15 protein-coding genes are annotated in these 17,189 nt (G+C 48.5%); 9 read left to right on the top strand and 6 right to left on the bottom strand.

Annotated features, from left to right (window positions below; genetic code table 11):
• The first annotated feature begins 53 nt into the window (after window positions 1–53).
• Window positions 54–620, top strand: a complete 567-nt coding sequence (locus D328_RS0101415; protein WP_018883154.1) for an RNA polymerase sigma factor — start codon at window positions 54–56, stop codon at window positions 618–620.
• Entirely contained in the window at window positions 613–2,145 is a 1,533-nt protein-coding gene (locus tag D328_RS0101410; protein WP_018883153.1) for a hypothetical protein, read from the top strand. The genes D328_RS0101415 and D328_RS0101410 overlap by 8 nt, the downstream gene beginning before the upstream one ends.
• Window positions 2,146–2,334: 189 nt before the next feature.
• Here D328_RS0101410 and D328_RS0101405 read toward each other — a convergent pair whose 3' ends face one another.
• Window positions 2,335–3,030, bottom strand: coding sequence for a metal-dependent hydrolase (locus tag D328_RS0101405; protein ID WP_018883152.1), 696 nt, complete (start codon window positions 3,028–3,030; stop codon window positions 2,335–2,337).
• A 148-nt stretch (window positions 3,031–3,178) separates the two neighbouring features.
• On the opposite strand from D328_RS0101405, the gene D328_RS0101400 reads away from it, so the two are divergent.
• Complete coding sequence (locus D328_RS0101400; protein WP_018883151.1) at window positions 3,179–3,976, top strand: PaaX family transcriptional regulator C-terminal domain-containing protein; 798 nt, start codon at window positions 3,179–3,181, stop codon at window positions 3,974–3,976.
• A 132-nt stretch (window positions 3,977–4,108) separates the two neighbouring features.
• Here the strand turns inward: D328_RS0101400 and D328_RS30540 are convergent, their stop codons facing one another.
• Window positions 4,109–4,285 (bottom strand): YjfB family protein, encoded by a 177-nt coding sequence (locus tag D328_RS30540; RefSeq protein ID WP_018883150.1) that lies wholly within the window; start codon window positions 4,283–4,285, stop codon window positions 4,109–4,111.
• Between the two features lie 182 nt (window positions 4,286–4,467).
• Between D328_RS30540 and D328_RS28195 the strand changes: the two genes are divergently transcribed.
• On the top strand, window positions 4,468–6,093 hold the full coding sequence (locus D328_RS28195; protein WP_018883149.1) for an amino acid permease: 1,626 nt from the start codon (window positions 4,468–4,470) through the stop codon (window positions 6,091–6,093).
• A gap of 412 nt (window positions 6,094–6,505) precedes the next feature.
• Window positions 6,506–9,583, top strand: a complete 3,078-nt coding sequence (locus tag D328_RS0101385) for a X2-like carbohydrate binding domain-containing protein (RefSeq protein WP_018883148.1) — start codon at window positions 6,506–6,508, stop codon at window positions 9,581–9,583.
• Window positions 9,584–9,817: 234 nt separating this feature from the next.
• On the opposite strand, the gene D328_RS0101380 is transcribed toward D328_RS0101385, so the two are convergent.
• Together D328_RS0101380 and D328_RS0101375 are read right to left on the bottom strand one after the other, a co-directional pair.
• Window positions 9,818–10,702: an alpha/beta fold hydrolase gene (locus tag D328_RS0101380; RefSeq protein ID WP_018883147.1), complete on the bottom strand. Its 885-nt coding sequence runs from the start codon at window positions 10,700–10,702 to the stop codon at window positions 9,818–9,820.
• Between the two features lie 162 nt (window positions 10,703–10,864).
• Entirely contained in the window at window positions 10,865–11,296 is a 432-nt protein-coding gene (locus D328_RS0101375; RefSeq protein WP_018883146.1) for a GNAT family N-acetyltransferase, read from the bottom strand.
• 118 nt (window positions 11,297–11,414) lie between these two features.
• Here D328_RS0101375 and D328_RS0101370 point away from each other — a divergent pair, with 118 nt between their 5' ends.
• From D328_RS0101370 to D328_RS31715, 4 genes are all read left to right on the top strand, one after another.
• Window positions 11,415–11,867: a MarR family winged helix-turn-helix transcriptional regulator gene (locus D328_RS0101370; RefSeq protein ID WP_018883145.1), complete on the top strand. Its 453-nt coding sequence runs from the start codon at window positions 11,415–11,417 to the stop codon at window positions 11,865–11,867.
• A 105-nt stretch (window positions 11,868–11,972) separates the two neighbouring features.
• Window positions 11,973–12,479, top strand: a complete 507-nt coding sequence (locus tag D328_RS0101365; protein WP_018883144.1) for a GNAT family N-acetyltransferase — start codon at window positions 11,973–11,975, stop codon at window positions 12,477–12,479.
• Between the two features lie 11 nt (window positions 12,480–12,490).
• Entirely contained in the window at window positions 12,491–13,078 is a 588-nt protein-coding gene (locus tag D328_RS0101360) for a DJ-1/PfpI family protein (RefSeq protein ID WP_018883143.1), read from the top strand.
• A gap of 33 nt (window positions 13,079–13,111) precedes the next feature.
• The gene (locus D328_RS31715; protein WP_018883142.1) at window positions 13,112–13,237 is read left to right on the top strand and encodes a hypothetical protein; all 126 of its coding nucleotides are present in this window, start codon (window positions 13,112–13,114) and stop codon (window positions 13,235–13,237) included.
• Here D328_RS31715 and D328_RS0101350 read toward each other — a convergent pair.
• Window positions 13,234–14,136 carry a manganese catalase family protein gene (locus tag D328_RS0101350; protein ID WP_018883141.1) on the bottom strand — a complete coding sequence of 301 codons (903 nt, stop codon included), beginning with the start codon at window positions 14,134–14,136 and terminating at the stop codon, window positions 13,234–13,236. The two genes, D328_RS31715 and D328_RS0101350, sit on opposite strands and share 4 nt — an antisense overlap.
• 555 nt (window positions 14,137–14,691) lie before the next feature.
• On the bottom strand, window positions 14,692–16,980 hold the full coding sequence (locus tag D328_RS0101345) for a fibronectin type III domain-containing protein (protein ID WP_018883140.1): 2,289 nt from the start codon (window positions 16,978–16,980) through the stop codon (window positions 14,692–14,694).
• Between the last annotated feature and the right edge of the window lie 209 nt (window positions 16,981–17,189).

Raw genomic sequence — 17,189 nt, 5'->3', positions numbered from 1 at the left:
GAGCTTCATTTCGCCTATATCATAAAGAAATAGACTTAGGATGTGATCACAACATGCACAATGAACAGCAGTGGCTACTGAAGTGTCGACACGGCGACAAGGATGCATTTTACGAGCTAGTCAAGCCTCATCTCGATCGGGCATATAGTACGGCAGTTGTTATTCTGCATTCGACGCACCTGGCGGAGGATGCGCTGCAGAATAGTATGCTGGAGGCCTATCAATCCATCATGCTAGGAAAGGAAATTCGCAATTTCGGCGCTTGGTTCAAGCAGCTCGCAGCTTCACGGGCACTGGATCTCGCGAGAGTGAGAGCTAAGCAAGTCCAACGGACAGATCACCTTGAGGGTACGGACCCACCAGACGAACAGGCTCAGCCGATGGAGGCTCTGCTGCAAAAGGAAAAGCACACCCATCTCCTGCAGCAGGTGATGTCCTTGGACATTCGTCATCGAACCGTTATCGTTCTACATTATTATGAGGAGATGTCGATCAACGAGATCGCACAGCTCCTTAGGCTGAAGCCCGGGACGGTCAAATCTAGGCTTCACACAGCCAGGTTGAAGCTGCTTCAGCAGTATGAGAATTCTAATGAAAGGCAGGTGACCTATAATGTATAAGAAGTCATCTATTGAGGATCAAATGCTACGAGAAGAGCTGCAAGCATCTCTGGCTACCATAAGCGCACCGGAGTCCCTTCACCAATTTGCACGGAATATCGGCACGCAGGCTGTCCGCTCGGATGCTTCGGTTAATCATTCCGTGACTCACAGACGATCCCGAGGTCGTGGCAGAATGCTATATGCAGGATTGGCAGCAGGCATTGTCGGGGCAGTCACACTCAGTCTGCTAACCGCACAGTTCTCGCCAGCCTTCGCGAGTGTAATGAATCATATCCCCGGCTTCACTGCCGCTTCCGAATGGTTGAGCTCACAGCGAGGCTTGGATGGCATCGACAATGCGCAACAGCACGGATACCAGCCTTCAACGCCAGTTATGGAGCAGTTCGGTGACGTCAAGGTTGGGATCGGTGATGTGTACCTGACGAGCGAGAGGCTCTATTATAAGGTATTCATCAGTTCGGATGAGCTACAGCGACATCTGATTACTTATCCGGATGGTACCCGTGGAGTCGATCCCGCCCAAGTGAGCTATCACGCAGCAAGTCTGGATTTCCCGGGAATCGGTAACGGTATAGTGCATGTCACGATTGAGGATCGCCGTGAGCCAGTCATGGTCATCACCTCAGAGACGGAGGTTACACCAGCGGAGGTAGCAGCTTTCCTTGCGGCGGCTCCACATGAATTAAGGTTCGCCTTCTATATTCAATCAGGTCCAGATTACAGCAGCCACTTGCCAGAAAAGCATGAGCTCAGCGTACAGTTCGATAAGTCTAAGTGGCAGCCGGACCGGACATTCACCATGAACGAAAGCTTGAAGCTAGATGGTATTGATGGTGTGAGCTCCTTAGCGGTAAACAAGGTCACGATGACACCCCTGAATACGTATGTGGACCTGGCGTTGGATGACCAGGAAGGCTTCATTCTCGATACCAGTCATTCCGATCCGGCAATTCATCTCATAGATGATCAGGGAAAGGAATATCCGCTGGATACTTACTTTCCGCTGTATGAGCAAGAAGGACGTAATGGATCAGGTACAATCCGGCTTGTATTTACTTCCTCTCCCTATTTTAATCCGAAGGTTAGGGAGCTGAAGCTGCAAGTGGACGAGTTGTTGATCAGCGAACGTCGCGGCTTGGAGCTATCTATGGATCAGTCCTGGCCTTCTAGGGTCACCATGAATGGCCAAGAACTGGCGATTACCGGAGCGAGCTATGCGGATGGATTCTTGGACCTGGACATTCTACAGCAAGCAGACCAGCTCCAGAACGTGCGCTTCAGCATACCATCCTATGTAGCCGAGGTATTGAAGGACGAGCAGCTGTATCAGCGGCTATATATTGGACAGGAGGGATATCGCAGGGGAGAGCTCTGGGCGAAGGAGGGGCAAGAGGAATACGAGGTCTCTCTCATGGCACAGCAGCAGCCTGCGTATCAGATAGAACTGATCGGTGAGCGGAAGCAGATTGCTGTCGGTCAGTCGATGAAGCTGAGGCTTGAAAAGCTGGATATGCAGGATTGATGATCAGAGTTCATTCCTGAACAGCCTGATATAACAATAAGTAGCCCATCATCTATATTAGAGTCAATTTGCCTCTAGATAGATGGTGGGCTTATTCATTTATTTAGCGAGGTCAGTCACAAGGGCTTAAAGATAGCTCGATTTCCACGTTCAAGCTCTTCGCTCAGATTCCATGTTCAGCATCAAGCATTATTTCTCAAGAGTAAGCTGATCCCCAGGCTGAAGTGCAAAACCTCCGACTCCTTGCTCCTTCAGCTGAGAGACGAAGGCGACAGCATCCTGAACGATGCCTGGGAATGTGCTGTGATGAACCGGGATCACGTTTTTGGCTTGTAGCCACTTGGCCGCAATCAGAGCATCCTTGGGTCCCATGGTATAGAAATCACCGATCGGTAGTATCGCATAATCAATATCGTGAAGCTCGCCGAACATTTTCAAATCACCGAACAAGGAGGTATCTCCGGCATGATAAAGTGTAGTTCCGTTCCAGTCGATGATAAATCCACCGGGCATGCCTGCATACACAATGCTCTGGGAATCATCCGATACGATTGATGAGCTGTGGAACGCGTGAACAAGCTTGGCTGTCGCAAATCCGAGATCCACAGTGCCACCCATGTTCATTCCGATCGTCTTCAGTCCTTTCCAGGAGTAGTATGTAGCAAGCTCAAAAGTGGCGATGATCGTCGCATCGTTAGCTCTAGCGATCGCTTCTGCATCAGCGGTGTGATCTGTGTGCCCGTGTGTAAGTAAAATATATTCAGCCTGGATGTCCTCTGGCTTAGTCTTGGCAGCAGGGTTACCGCTCAGGAATGGGTCGATGATGATCGAGTGCTCCTTGTCCGAGATTTGAATGCAAGAGTGCCCATGAAAAGTAAGATTCATTTTATTTCCTCCACATACTTATATTTTATCGTCCGACGTCAATGTGATTATATTTTTGTTTTCTTCTCTTGTCAAACTTTATTTCTTTTGGGATCAAATTATTGTAGTATGATGTAAGCGAGTATTCTGGAAGGAGTTCAATTATCGAATGCAGTCTATTGAAAAACAGATCCTTTTCCTGCTGACAAAAAAGCGTTGCATGCATGCCAAGGAATTGGTTCAAATTTATACCAAGCGGGGTTATAAGGAACAGTCGATCCGTAACGTTCTATCACGAATGAAGAAAGAACAGTATATTCAGGCAGAAGAACGTTCCTTGTATTCTATTGTAGACAAAGGGGAGCAGTTCCTATCCTTCGTGAATCGGAAGCCATGGCAATACGATGTGGATTGGAAACATAAGTGGTGTTTTGTACACTTTGAGGTACCGGAGCTTGAGAGGGTAAAAAGGGACCAATTCCGCTTGCATCTACTGCAGCTTGGATTTGGTCAATTGTATAAAGGTGTCTATGTCTCGCCTTGGGACTACAGCAAGCAGCTGTTGCCTTGGATTCATGCGTCTTCCATGGAGGAATACGTCACGATCTCCGAAGCATCCATGTTGTTTGGAGACATTACCCCTGAGCGAGCAGCCGAAATCTGGCCACTCGGGGACATCCATCAACTGTACCAAGAGAAGTGGCAGTGGTATCAGGGCGAGTTCCTACCGGCTTTGAATCAGGAGATCAGGGGTGGGATGGACCCGCTCGAGCTATTTGTTCTTTATCTGCACATTGGAGAGGTTATTAGCGAACTCAGCCTTAGAGACCCGATGCTCCCGATCGCTCTGCTTCCAGAGGATTGGATGGGGCACACGATAATCGCCGAATTGTATCGTTCATTTCAGTCGTTTGCTACGCTCATTCCCAGCTCCTCAGATTATTATCAATTTCTTGTGAATACATGAGTGACTGTGCGATAACTGTACGAGATATCTGCTATGTGATTGAGAGCTGGAATCATACTCCGAGTCTATACAATACAGCAAGGCCGATCAGGATACACCTGCTCGGCCTTTGCTGCTTACACTTCTCCTGACTTATACGCGAATATCCAGCTGCTGGCCCAGATTCGGGTGGGGTACGCTCTGGATCATTTCTGCTAATTGCTGACCCTGCTGCTCTGCCATGTTCTTAGATACGGACAGCATTTTCAGACTGGCTGCTTGAGCAAGCGAGCCCTGGCTCATGGCCATGGATAAAGCTCCAATATCCATCGTGTACGCCTCCTTTCGTTGAGAGTAGTGTTTTACATGTGTATATATCGGTCATTGTCTACTAATCTTGTAATTCTTAACTTTTCAAGAGCGACCATTAGCATGCCTATCTATAAAAAACTTGGTTAAGCATAGCATTGCATGCAAATACTTCTCGTATACACAAGTACGGGAGGACACTTATGGAGGCTCACGATAAGCAGACATATAACAATCAACACAATAAAGGATTGTCGGTGTGGCATTTGACGATGCTGGCGCTGGGAACCGTGGTCGGTGGGTCTTTCTTTCTCGGATCATCTGTTGCTATTCGCGCAGCAGGACCGTCGGTGCTACTCGCGTATATCCTGGGCGGAATTCTCGTGTATTTCATTCTCTCTGCGTTGTCTGAAATGACCGTGGGGCGACCAGTGGCAGGGTCGTTCCGTAGCTATGCAGAGCAGGCTTTCGGAAAGGGGGCAGGCTTCATTGTAGGCTGGGTCTATTGGAGTGGACTGGTGCTTGCGATGTCTAGTGAAGCTACGGCGGCTTCGATTCTCCTGCAAGGCTGGTATCCCGGAATCTCACTACCTTTGGTTGGGGCGCTAATCATTATTGCTGTCACCCTGTTGAATCTGCTCGGTGCAAAGCGACTCAGTCAGCTGGAGAGTGGGCTTGCGGCGGTGAAGCTGGCGGCTATAGTGGGCTTCGTCGTCGTAGCTGGAATTCTGGTCGCTGTGACCTTTTCGGGACAGCAACGTCCATTAGGCGTAGATGAGCTGATCCATGGCGCGTGGCTGCCTGGTGGCATTCGTGGGGTTGCTGGTAGCATGCTGATGGTCATGTTCACCTATGCGGGCTTTGAGGTGCTTGGTCTGGCAGCCTCCGAGACGACTCGGCCGGACATTATCGTTCCGAAGGCGATCCGGTATACGTTGATTACGTTAGTAACCCTGTATTTACTAGCGATGATCTCCTTGTTCATGCTGATGCCTCCACAGCGGATATCCGAGCATATTAGCCCGTTCGTGTCCGCACTTCAGGTCTATGGGCTTGGTTGGGCTGGCACAGTCATGAACATTGTACTCGTGTCTGCGATCCTCTCGACGATGCTGGCTTCCGTGTTTGGCTTAGGCAGAATGCTGCGTTCACTGGCGGAGGAAGGGCACACACCTCGCTGGATGAAGGACAGCTCTGATATCCCTTATCGTGGGATCCTCATCTCTGGTAGTGGTATGCTGGCTGCACTTGGCTTTGGGTTGCTCCTGCCGCAAAGTGTGTATTTGTTCCTGGTCAGCTCAGGTGGCTTCGCCCTGTTATTCTCATATGTCATGATGCTGCTAAGCCACTACAGATTACGTCTCAGGAACAGAGGCCCTCTGGCTGCCTCACAACCAATGCGCGGCTTTCCATATACCTCGTGGCTCGCAATTGCAGGTCTGCTTGTCATTATCGTGAGTATGCCACTGATTCCGGGGCAGGGAGGCGGCTTGATAGCAGGTTTGTCGTTCATGGTCTTGTTCACTGCGATATATCTATCTCGCGCACTTCTGCAGCGTAGGCGGCTCGCAGCCAGCAGTAGCGTGGAAGCCATAGCGCCGCAGTCCAAGCTGCAAGGTCCAGCTCCTGCTCCAGCCTATATTCCAGTGTCAGTAGAGCTGGCTGAAGAGTTGGCTCCAGTCCGACAGGCGGGGAATGAACGGAATGGACGAAAACAATCAAGCAAGGAGCCTTATGATGCGAATATGCATCACCCCATAGTGGAGGAGTCCGAGTCGTCGCACTCTGCAAAGGCTCAACAGGAGCAGGAAAGGCCTGACAAGCCTTAATATACTTGCTCCACAAGCCAATGTAAGCAGAGCAGGTAGCGAAAATTAAGTGGATATATTGGAGATACGTAGGTAGGAAATATGCAAGTATAGAGGAATGAAGAACACTGTGTGCGATGCGGCATACAGTGTTTTCATTTTGACTAAAAATGTAAAACTTTTACTTTTTTTGAGCTGAAACTATGGATGCAAGGAGTCGTTTGTGTTAAGATATTGAAAGGAAAATGATTCCTTTCTTAACCGACGCATTGGACAACTTCCGTGGATAGGGATAATTCCGCAGGAAGCCACAGATCGTTCAGTCGCATCGTGTTCCTGGCATGCTGAAGGAAGTGAGGTGATGATGAGCATTCATTTCTTATTTTCTCAGAGGTTGAACACATTCATCCACTATGAAAAAGGAGGGATTGTCATGTCGAGGCTAAGAAAGGGTCGCAAATGGGGAACGATGGTGCTGGCGACGACACTATTAGGTTCTTCATTTATGTTAGCGCTTCCAAATTCGCTGGAGGCGGCACCTAGTGAATCCTATGCGTGGAAAAGTGTAGTCACAGGTGGAGGTGGCGGGTTTATTCCAGGGATTATTTTTAATGAAAGCGAACAGGATCTGATCTATGCACGCACTGACATAGGAGGTGCCTATCGCTGGAATCCCAGTGACGAAAGCTGGATACCGCTAACCGATTGGGTCGGATTCGAGGACTGGAACAAAAATGGGGTCGATGCGCTAGCCACGGACCCTGTCGATCCCGATCGGGTATACATGGCTGTGGGGACGTACACGAATGATTGGGACCCCGATAATGGATATATATTGCGCTCTACAGATCGGGGGAACACTTGGGCAGAGACACAGCTTCCGTTCAAGGTAGGTGGCAATATGCCTGGACGGTCGATGGGAGAGCGGCTGGCTGTTGATCCCAATAAGAATAATATTTTGTACTTTGGAGCACGTAGCGGCAATGGATTATGGAAGAGCACTGATTATGGGGCCACATGGACGCAAGTAAATGCTTTCCCGAATCCGGGCACCTATATTGAGGTTCCCGGGGACTCTTATCAGGGCGACATCGTGGGGTTATCCTGGATTACCTTCGACAAGTCCTCAAGTGCGCCGGGCACTGCTACCCAGACGATATATGTTGGTGTCGCGGATAAGAGCAACAGTGTGTTCCGCAGCACAGACGGGGGCGTGACATGGACTGCAATCCCGGGCCAGCCTACAGGCTATATACCGCACCATGGTGTGCTGTCCGCGAACGGTGACTTGTATATCAGCTACATTGACGGGGCGGGGCCGTATCGTGGGGAGAAAGGGGCGGTATGGAAGCTGGATACAGCTACAGGTGTCTGGACAGACGTCAGCCCACTCAAATCGAATGATCCTGATCTGCACTTCGGATTCGGCGGCCTGACTGTGGATGCACAGAACCCTGACACTGTGATGGTCGCTTCGTTAAATGCCTGGTGGCCCGATGAACAGATCTATCGGAGCACCAACGGCGGGGAGACATGGAGCCCAATCTGGGAATGGGACGGGTATCCAGGCCGCAAGCTCAAGTACAAGCAAGATATATCAGCGGCTCCTTGGCTTGACTTTGGCTCGCATCCTGCTCCACCGGAGACTACACCTAAGCTCGGCTGGATGATCGGTGATCTGGAGATTGACCCGTTCGATAGTGATCGGATGATGTATGGAACCGGGGCTACACTATACGGAAGCGATAACGTCACCAAATGGGACGAGCCTAATGGCAAAATAGACATTTCCGTTATGGCTAAGGGGATTGAGGAGACGTACGTTCGAGATTTGATCAGTCCACCTACGGGAGCACCGTTAATCAGTGCCTTGGCTGATATCAGCGGATTCAGGCATACTCAATTGGATGCAGTGCCGACCAGAATGCACCTGAATCCCTCTAACTCATTCAGTCTGGATTATGCTGAACTGGACCCTGGCTTTGTCGTAAGAGCTGGAGGAGTGGATGCCAATTATCCGACTGCCAAAATCTTTGGTCTCTCCCGTGACGGAGGAGCGAACTGGTACACTGCCAATCATCCTCAGACCAAGGAAGGCGGAGGCACAGTAGCCTTGGCTGCGGATGGAGAGGCTATCGTCTGGAGTCTTGCTGAAGGTGTGTACTACACAACAAATTCAGGTAACTCGTGGACGCTCAGCACGGGTATTCCAGCAGGTGCTAAGGTAGCTTCGGATCGGGTGAATCCGGATAAATTCTATGGCTTCTCGGCTGGGACTTTCTATGTGAGTAACAACGGGGGAGCTACCTTCACGGCGACAGCGGCAACGGGGTTGCCGGGCAGCGGTGACTTGGACTTCAAGGCCATGCCAGGACGTGAAGGGGATATCTGGCTAGCAGGAGGCTCGAAGGACGGATTGTACGGATTATGGCATTCGACGGATTCGGGAGCCAGCTTCACCAAGCTCTCCAATGTGCAGGAGGCTAACGTGGTAGGCTTTGGTAAGGCAGCGCCAGATCAGAATTACATGGCAATCTATACAAGTGCCAAGGTCGATGATGTGCGCGGTGTGTTCCGCTCGGATGATGCTGGCGCAAGCTGGGTTCGTATTAACGATGATGAACATCAATATGCATCTATAAATGTAGCCATTACAGGCGATCCGAGAATCTATGGACGCGTATATCTGGGTACGAACGGGCGGGGGATTCTATATGCCGATCCGACGAATACGCCGCAGCTGCCAGGACCAGGGCAATCGGCATCCATTACTCCACAAAGCGCAACCTTCGATCTCAATCCCGAGGTGGCGGGCGATGTGAAGGTTACTATCACACCTAACGGGAATACACTGACTGATGTTCGCAGCGGTGCAACAACACTTGTCGAAGGCCGTGATTACACCGTTGTCGGCTCGACAGTCACGATCTTGAAGGACTATCTATCCGAGCTGACGAAGGGGAACCATGCACTGGTCTTCCATTTCAGCAGTGGCAATCCTGCTACGTTGACCTTAAATGTACTGGATTCAACGCCAACTATCCCACTTCCCGAAGGGGCGCTGAAGGTGGCAGCCTACAATGGAACGACAGCACCTGCTTCCAACACGCTGAATCCGCGGATTCGTCTAACGAACACAGGAAGTGAGGCTATGGCGTTGTCGGATGTCACTCTGCGTTATTACTATACAGCTAATGGAGAGCAGGGGCAGCAGATCTTCTTCGACTGGTCTACTGTCGGGGCAGAACATCTGAAAGGAAGCTTCAAGAAGGTAACCCAGCCTTCCGTCACGGCAGATACCTACGCCGAGATTGGCTTTGGAGCAGGAGCAGGTATTCTACCTGCAGGCCAAAGTCTGGACATTCAAGTACGCATCGTGAAGAACGACTGGAGTAATTATAATCAGGCTGATGATTATTCTTTCAACTCTTCAGCAACCGCTTACATGGAGCGTCCGGAGATTCCAGTCTATGCAGGTGGGCAGCTACTTTGGGGTAGAGAGCCTAAATGATTGTCAAACATATGGGCTGAGCAACTGAGTGAATGAGCGGGTCATGAACTTGGCATGTGGACTAAGCATATGAACTGAGCATTTGAACTTAGTGTCTGACAACCCATAACCGGATAGCTTTGCTAAAAGTATAAGTGATTCGCAGCAAGCGATAGTTAACCCTAGTTGTGGGATGGCTGTCGCTTGCTGACATGTGAGTTTGTGGAAGGAAGAATCCTGCAGTGCCGCTTGAGCTCAGTCCCGGCTTGCCTCATACAGCTTATGCGCAAGATAGGTAGGGTGGACGAAGGCTGATGTCATATGGTCACCTTTGCCAACAATAAGGCGGTATTGACCAAGATGACTGCTCTGTGCGGGGTGGAACCCGAAAGGCGTCTGCGGTAGTGCTATGTCGGACGTCAAAAAGAGATAGCTCTTAGGGATACCTAGCTGATAAAAGGACTTGAGCTTTAGTGGCTCAAAAAGAGGTCCGCCCGGCTCAGGCTTAACCTTCCTGTAGATATCTTTGGCCTGCCGCAAGGTGGCTGTGTTCACAAAGGTGTCCCGGAAGACGGGAAAGGGCAGATTAATCGTACGGTTGCCGGAGGCGTCCAGCAGCTGTTGGAATGCTTGCCGCAGTGGTGCCGGGAATTGATCGGCCACACTTTGCCCGTCAGGCACGACGAAGGCATCCCAGAAGACCAGACGCTGAATTCGCTCAGGTACCTGCTCTGCCACCTTTTGAATGACAGATCCCCCAAAGCTGTGACCGACGAGTACAAAATGCTTGAGACGTTTGTCCTTAATATATTTGACGACAGAGTCGGCGATTTGATCGTGAGTAACGCGGGGGTTATAGAGGCTGCCATGGCCAGCGTATTCAGGAGCATAGACCGTATGCCCTTGCTTGCGTAGAGCTTCAGCCGTCCGATCCCAAAAAGCAGCATCTGCCCATGCTCCATGGACGAGAACAAAGGTAAGTGTTTGCTGCTTCTGTGGCTTATGTGTATTATGCATTTCGGTTGCAGCGGCTCCAGTTGTAGCAGCGCTAGTTGCTCCTACAGGACATGCAGTGCTTATGCTAATCATTACAGCCAATGCACAGGCACTCAGGATTAAGGCGTATGGGTATCTTCTCATTCATTGAACCTCCTCATTATGGGCAGTTGGATCGAGTAGCTACTGGTTCTTAACCCGATCAACTGTGGTTCAATTCATTATTTGGATGTTCAGGTGTTTTTATGTGATGGGAGTCCTACCTCCTGAGATAATCCGACAAGTAGTGCATCAAGGGAGAGGTCCCTAAAGTGTCTTCGTCATCAGCACGTGAGGAATACCATCCTCCATGAAGACATCCGATACTGTCTGATAGCCTAGCTTCTGGTAAAAGCCTTCGGCCTGTGTCTGTCCATGAAGCTTCACCTGGGAGAGACCTTGTTCCCGCGCCACCTCTTCCAGTGCCTGAATGATCACCTTGCCAAGTCCATACTTGCGATAAGGGGAGAGGATACAGATTCGCTCCAGCTTGCCCGTCCCGTCTACTTGCCGAACTCTGCCTGTTCCTACGGGGAGTTGCTCATGATATACCAGTACGTGCTCACATAAGCCATCCAATACATCGAACTCGTCAAATTCGGCTTCCAAAGGAACGCCTTGTTCAAGGACAAATACTTCCTTGCGAATGTTCATCACACGTTGTAGATCAAAGTCCTCTGTTATTCTCTTCACATTCACTTCGTGTTCATCCTCTCTGGATTTAGTCCGTGCACCACGTCATAATAAAACTAGGTCGCAAGATGAGTATATATGAAATGATTATTGTTGTAAATGCAACAAAATGAGGGGTGTGTGTATGCCAGAAATTCTCCGTGAAATCGGAATGATCGCAAGAGCATTAGATTCAATCAGCAACATTGAATTCAAGGAGTTTGAGCTTACCAAAGGACAATACCTATATCTGGTGCGAATATGTGAGAACCCTGGAACGATTCAGGAGAAGGTAGCAGAGATGCTCAAGGTGGACCGTACAACGGCGGCTCGTGCCATAGCCAAACTGGAGCTGCAAGGCTTTATTGAGAAGCGAGAAGATGATCGGAATAAGAAGATCAAAAAGCTCTATCCCACGGAGAAGGGGACAAGTCTCTACCCTGTTTTGCGTAGAGAAGGGGAATATTCTAATCGGACGGCGCTTGCAGGACTTTCCGAGGAAGAGACCCAGACGATTTATCGACTGCTGAAGCAAGTACGGCATAATGTGGAGGTCGAATGGGAATATGTGAAAAAGGGGAACAAGCGCGATTATTAAATGCCGGATGGAGATCCGATGTCACATCAAACCCTCCACGCTTCCTGCTACAATGTTAGGAGAATTTGATAAGCAGGGTGTATTCATAGGAGGGGAAATATACATATGATAATGATCAGGCCGTTAACAGAAGCTGATCTGGAACAGCATCTTCAATTATGCTCTGCGCTGGATCAGGAGAGCGAATTCATGCTGCTGGAGCCTGATGAGCGAACGACTTCAGTCGAGCAGCATCGATTCATCAACCAGCCATTGATGGATGCTGAGCATTCAACCATTCTTGTAGCGGAGGACGAAGGGCGTCTGGTAGGTCATCTAGTTGCACGGGGCAGTGAATTGGCGCGGATTCGTCATAGTGTCTATCTGGTTATCGGTGTATTACGTGAATACTCGAACCAAGGGCTAGGCAGCCAATTGTTCGGAGCACTGGAGCATTGGAGACAGGCGAACCATATTACTAGGCTTGAATTGACAGTGATGGCACATAATGAGGCTGCACTTGCCTTGTACACCAAGCAGGGCTTTGATATTGAAGGAGTCAAGAGAAACTCCATTCGAATTCGTGGACAATACATGGATGAATATTATATGGCCCGTATTTTTGTGGAGTAGGAGGACTTGCTATGAAGTTTGCTCTGGTGCTGTTTGATGGGGTTACTTTCCTGGATTTCATAGGCTTTTATGATGTGATCACAAAACTACGGTATTTTGACATCACGAGAGACGCAACCTTTGATATTTGTGCCCTCCATACAGAGGTTCGTGATGAGCTCGGTCTTACCATCAAGATCGACAACGTCAATCCTGATCTGTCAGACTATGATGCTGTATTCATTCCAGGTGGAATGGGTACACGCCAATTGCGGTATGATGAGGAGTTTGTAACTTGGCTGAGGAAGGCCGAGCACGCGCAATATCTGATCTCTGTCTGTACAGGCTCTCTGCTGCTCGGGGCAGCTGGACTACTTCAGGATATTAAGGCAACTACCCATCCGCTGCAATATGCGTTGCTCGAACCCTATGTAAGCGAGGTTTTGCAGGCTAGAATCGTACAGGATGGGCGCGTAATCACTGCTGGCGGTGTATCCACCTCGATTGACCTCGGACTGTATATGATTGAGTTACTTCTGGGTATGGAAGCGAAGGAGCAGGTGAAGCGTGGCATTGATTATCCCTACGAGACACAGGGAGTTGTTGTAGAAGAAGCATGAACGATATTGAAAACAACAGCAGGAGGGAATTCGTTGCAACAACAATCTCCTGCTGTTGCGAATGACGTAGCCTACAACGAATCATGGTTAGCTATTGAGCTAGGGAGCTCCTCAATGAATTACAGCCTTGCGTTATCCTTCAGCTGCCAGCTGGTCTAGCTTCTGATATTTCCTGCCTGCTTGAGCCGCTTGGCGATTTCGTTGAATTCGTCCTGGGATATACCAGGGGCAAATTCTTCTTCTACTGCTGGAGCCTCTGGAATAGAAGCGCCTGCTGGAACGCCATGCACGACCTCCAATGTGGAACCATCCTCAGGATGAGTACCTTTCCAGATCTGGTCAATGGTTGTAAAGTCCTTGTCACTCCACGTATACAGCTTCCTGTGAGTCCCTTTATCCTCATACTTGCGGGTTTCGTTGAAGGCTTTGTTGTTCAATGAGGGGATAGGCACCAGCTTTGTAACATTGACCCCGGTAGCCACTTCAAGTGCTTTGGCATAGGCTATGACGTGAACGCCACCACGGACCAGCAGATAGCCGATGACTTCACGGGCAGCCGGATGGTCTGTCATCTCATATACCTTCATCTTGTGGGTTCTGGCCCCGCATTCCAGAAAGAAGTTGTGGAGCAGGTCCTCTACAAGGTTACCGCTATTAAAGACATAAGTACCGTTCCACGGGTTACCCATGGAATCGACGGGCAAGGCTCCTTGGCCTCCGGCTAGGAAGTGGTAGGATAAGCGAGCGTCCTTTACGCCGTCCAGCGGTGTTCGATCAGGGTCCTGAAGGAAGGTAGATCCTTGCAGACATTTATTTATCGCGTGAGAGACAAGCTCGACATGGCCCAATTCCTCGGCGGTAATACTCATGATCAGATCATAGAAAGGTCTTAACTTTTCCTTGGAGCGGAAGTTGAACGACTGGAAGAGGTAGTTGTTCAAAGTTGACATTTCACCGAATTTCCCGCCTAGAAGCTCCTGTACCGCAGCAGCAGCATTAGGGTCTGGCTTTCCGACATTAGGAATTTCAATTGCAATCTCATCCATACGTTTGAACATCTTTGTGTAGCCTCCTTGTAGTTCTTTAATGAATTGGACTAATGCTTAACCAGTTAGACGCAGCGCTCATCATCCAGTTCAATCTGTCATAACAGCTATCAGAGCAACGAGGATATACTTGTACATATACGTTATTTGGCAATTCGAATAAGCTTTTTCCAATAAGTGAGAGTGTTTTACACCAGATCTTCAAAATTTTGAACCAGAGATGCGAATGCCTTTTACAACACTTCCTGGTGGAGAATGAAGACAGCGAAGTCCAAAATTACGATCTATGGAGCAGCCTGCATTTCATGCAGGGACGTATGCGCCATGAAGTGAAGGTGGATCATATCTGTCGATTGGCTGAGGTGTCGCTCGTGACCTTCTTTAAGCTTTTCCCGAATAAAGCAGTTATACTCTTCTATTTTATGTGTTGAACCATTTTAAGCAGACTTTCTGATGACACAGTAGTACGGAGCTTTGTAACACAACAAAATCCAGAGCTTGAGAAGCCCTGGATTTGCTACATTACAGCCTATATATTTCAGTTCGTTATGCTTCGCAATGGTGATTCTAGTTGTTGCTGTACGAGTCTACTTGGAAGGTAATAATCTTGTCGTAGATTAAGTAATCTTTGCGGCTTGTAAAAGGTCCTTTGTTATTGCTGTGTTTATTGATCGCAAACGTAACGGAACCCGAGCCAGATGCCCGCTGCTCATACCAGCTAATAAAGGCATTTACTTCATTCATAGAAAGATCGTACTCTTTAATCTCCCCTGTATTAATCATGATGGAGAGCAAGGCTCTGTCCCCGCTCGTATCTACCGGAGGCTCAGTTGGATTACCAGTGCTCTGAGGAGTCGCACTAGCTTCGTTGGACAAGGCTAACTCAACGCTTCCGTTGAATGCCCGAACGACATAATAGTAAATCGTGTTGTTCACTACGTCTTTATCTTCGAAAGTGCTAACTGCTCCATCAACCGTGCCAATCACACTATAAGGACCACCTGCGACAGCTCCACGCTGTACTTCATAATTAGCGGCATTGGCAATAGAGTTCCAATTTAATGTGACTTTTCCATTACCAGCTGCAGCGGTCAAGTTCAGTTGCTCGGCTGGAGGGCCATCGGAGCTCTTTCCGAAAATATTCCATTCATTTTGATACACGCTTGATCTGGCCTTAAGCACTACGGTTGAGACATTCTGAACAGGGAGCGGTAAGCTTTCTACGGTATTATTGGCTGTAGGCGTATAGGCGTACAGCAAGGTATTATCACGATCATAGAACTCAATGGTTGAGTAGGCAATATTATTACTATTTAAAATAACCGAAGATACTTCCACTGTAGATGGGAAGGAATACCAGATCAGGTTGGCGGCTGATTGAAGTGACCGGGTATTTATATTATTATCGGTTAACTCACGAATGGTTGCAGTCGGTGTCGTGATGGAAGTGCCTACATTAAGTGCGACTCTGTCCAGCAGCCCCCCTGTGTAACTACTCTTGTTCGGAGTAATCGTTTTCTCGGCTGAGTCAGCGCTCTCACCTGCCTCATTGACAGAAGAAACTACATAATAATAGGTTGTTCCGTTCAGAACGGATGTATCTGTGTAAGACGTCCCGCTGGTCGATGCTAAGAGTGAGTAGGGACCACCTTTACTTGTTGAGCGCTTGATATTGTAGGATTTGGAGGCAGTTGAACCCCAGTACAGGTCGACCGTCGCATCTCCACCCTGAATCCAATTGATTACCGGGACTGCAGGGGCTGCAGTTGGGGTGGAAAATACGTTGAATTCGTAAAAATACGCAGCGGATGTTGATTTCAAGACAACTGTTGACACATTGCTCACTGCAGCAGGCAAAGACTGTACGGTGTCATTTGCTATAGGCTTATAGGCATACAGCAGATTGCTGTCCACATCATAGAACTCAATGGTTGAAGTCAGACTTCCATTCAAAATGATCGCTGAAATGGTCTGCGGAGCTGCGAAAGTATTCCATATTAGATTGCCATTGGCTAAGAGATAACGGCTACTAGCGTTATTATCTGTCAATTCCCGAACCGTAGCAGTTCTATTTGATGTGGACGGGCCAGCATTTAATGTGACTCGGTCAAGCAACCCACCAGTATATTTGCCTGAGTTAGGTGTTGCGTTCTTCTCGGGAGAATTTACACTTTCTCCAGCCTCATTGGCAGAGGAGACAACATAGTAGTATGTTGTTCCGTTGTTAACCGAATTATCAGTGTAAGAGGTACCGTACACAGAGGCAAGAACCGTATAAGGTCCGCCTGTCGAGTTGGCACGTTTCACGTTGTAAGTTTTGGCTTCCGTGTTGTTCCAGTTCATGTCAATGCTCTTGTCACCAGCTTGAATCCAGTTAATGCTTGTTGCAGCAGGAGGAGCTGATGGTGTCGTAAAGACATTCCACTCATAGTGGTAACCACTGGCTTTTGATTTCAATACTACAGTGGCAACATTGTTTGCAGGTGTGGGCAAGGATTGAACAGCATCATTTAATGTTGGCGTAAACGAGGTAATCAGATTATTGCTAGAATCATAAAATTCAATGGTTGAGTTCATCGACACGCTCTTTAATACAACAGCTGAAATATTTTGGGGCGATGAAAAGGTGTACCAGACTAGATTACCACTTGCAAGCAGGTATCTTGTGTTGCCATCTCCATCGGTCAATAGAGTAGTCGTTGCGGTGCTGCTACCTACAGCGGGACCTACTTTAAGTTCAGCCTGATTCAGCAGTCCCCCACTATATTGGTTCGCAGCTTGCATGGATGTACTTGGAAAAACGACCCAAAGCAAGGCTAACAGCATAATAGTGAAGCCAATATTTCGATTTCTCAACGTGATTTCCTCCTTAAAATTACCATTTTTCACAATCAATATTATAAAGTCATGATACTTACAAAAGAACTCCGTCTAAAGAACTATTTTATATAGATAATTGCGAAAAATATGAAATTTTATAGTTATATAGACCTTATTATCGTTATTGAGGAGGGGTTATTTTTTGAGTATTTCGAATCATATCCGATGAGGGAAATCGTGACTTT

The organism is Paenibacillus massiliensis 2301065 = DSM 16942 (assembly GCF_000377505.1).
GTDB classification, from domain to species: Bacteria; Bacillota; Bacilli; order Paenibacillales; family Paenibacillaceae; genus Paenibacillus; species Paenibacillus massiliensis.
Note: the sequence above shows the minus strand (reverse complement) of the source record. Positions and strands in the feature narration are given on the sequence as shown.

What these genes read in the sequence shown, in the direction of transcription:
- D328_RS0101405 (WP_018883152.1), bottom strand. Translation starts at nt 3,030, where the DNA reads ATGAATCTTACTTTTCATGGGCACTCTTGCATTCAAATCTCGGACAAG.
- D328_RS0101415 (WP_018883154.1), top strand. Translation starts at nt 54, where the DNA reads ATGCACAATGAACAGCAGTGGCTACTGAAGTGTCGACACGGCGACAAG.
- D328_RS0101385 (WP_018883148.1), top strand. Translation starts at nt 6,506, where the DNA reads ATGTCGAGGCTAAGAAAGGGTCGCAAATGGGGAACGATGGTGCTGGCG.
- D328_RS28195 (WP_018883149.1), top strand. Translation starts at nt 4,468, where the DNA reads ATGGAGGCTCACGATAAGCAGACATATAACAATCAACACAATAAAGGA.
- D328_RS0101400 (WP_018883151.1), top strand. Translation starts at nt 3,179, where the DNA reads ATGCAGTCTATTGAAAAACAGATCCTTTTCCTGCTGACAAAAAAGCGT.
- D328_RS0101365 (WP_018883144.1), top strand. Translation starts at nt 11,973, where the DNA reads ATGATAATGATCAGGCCGTTAACAGAAGCTGATCTGGAACAGCATCTT.
- D328_RS0101350 (WP_018883141.1), bottom strand. Translation starts at nt 14,136, where the DNA reads ATGTTCAAACGTATGGATGAGATTGCAATTGAAATTCCTAATGTCGGA.
- D328_RS0101380 (WP_018883147.1), bottom strand. Translation starts at nt 10,702, where the DNA reads ATGAGAAGATACCCATACGCCTTAATCCTGAGTGCCTGTGCATTGGCT.
- D328_RS30540 (WP_018883150.1), bottom strand. Translation starts at nt 4,285, where the DNA reads ATGGATATTGGAGCTTTATCCATGGCCATGAGCCAGGGCTCGCTTGCT.
- D328_RS0101370 (WP_018883145.1), top strand. Translation starts at nt 11,415, where the DNA reads ATGCCAGAAATTCTCCGTGAAATCGGAATGATCGCAAGAGCATTAGAT.
- D328_RS0101410 (WP_018883153.1), top strand. Translation starts at nt 613, where the DNA reads ATGTATAAGAAGTCATCTATTGAGGATCAAATGCTACGAGAAGAGCTG.
- D328_RS0101360 (WP_018883143.1), top strand. Translation starts at nt 12,491, where the DNA reads ATGAAGTTTGCTCTGGTGCTGTTTGATGGGGTTACTTTCCTGGATTTC.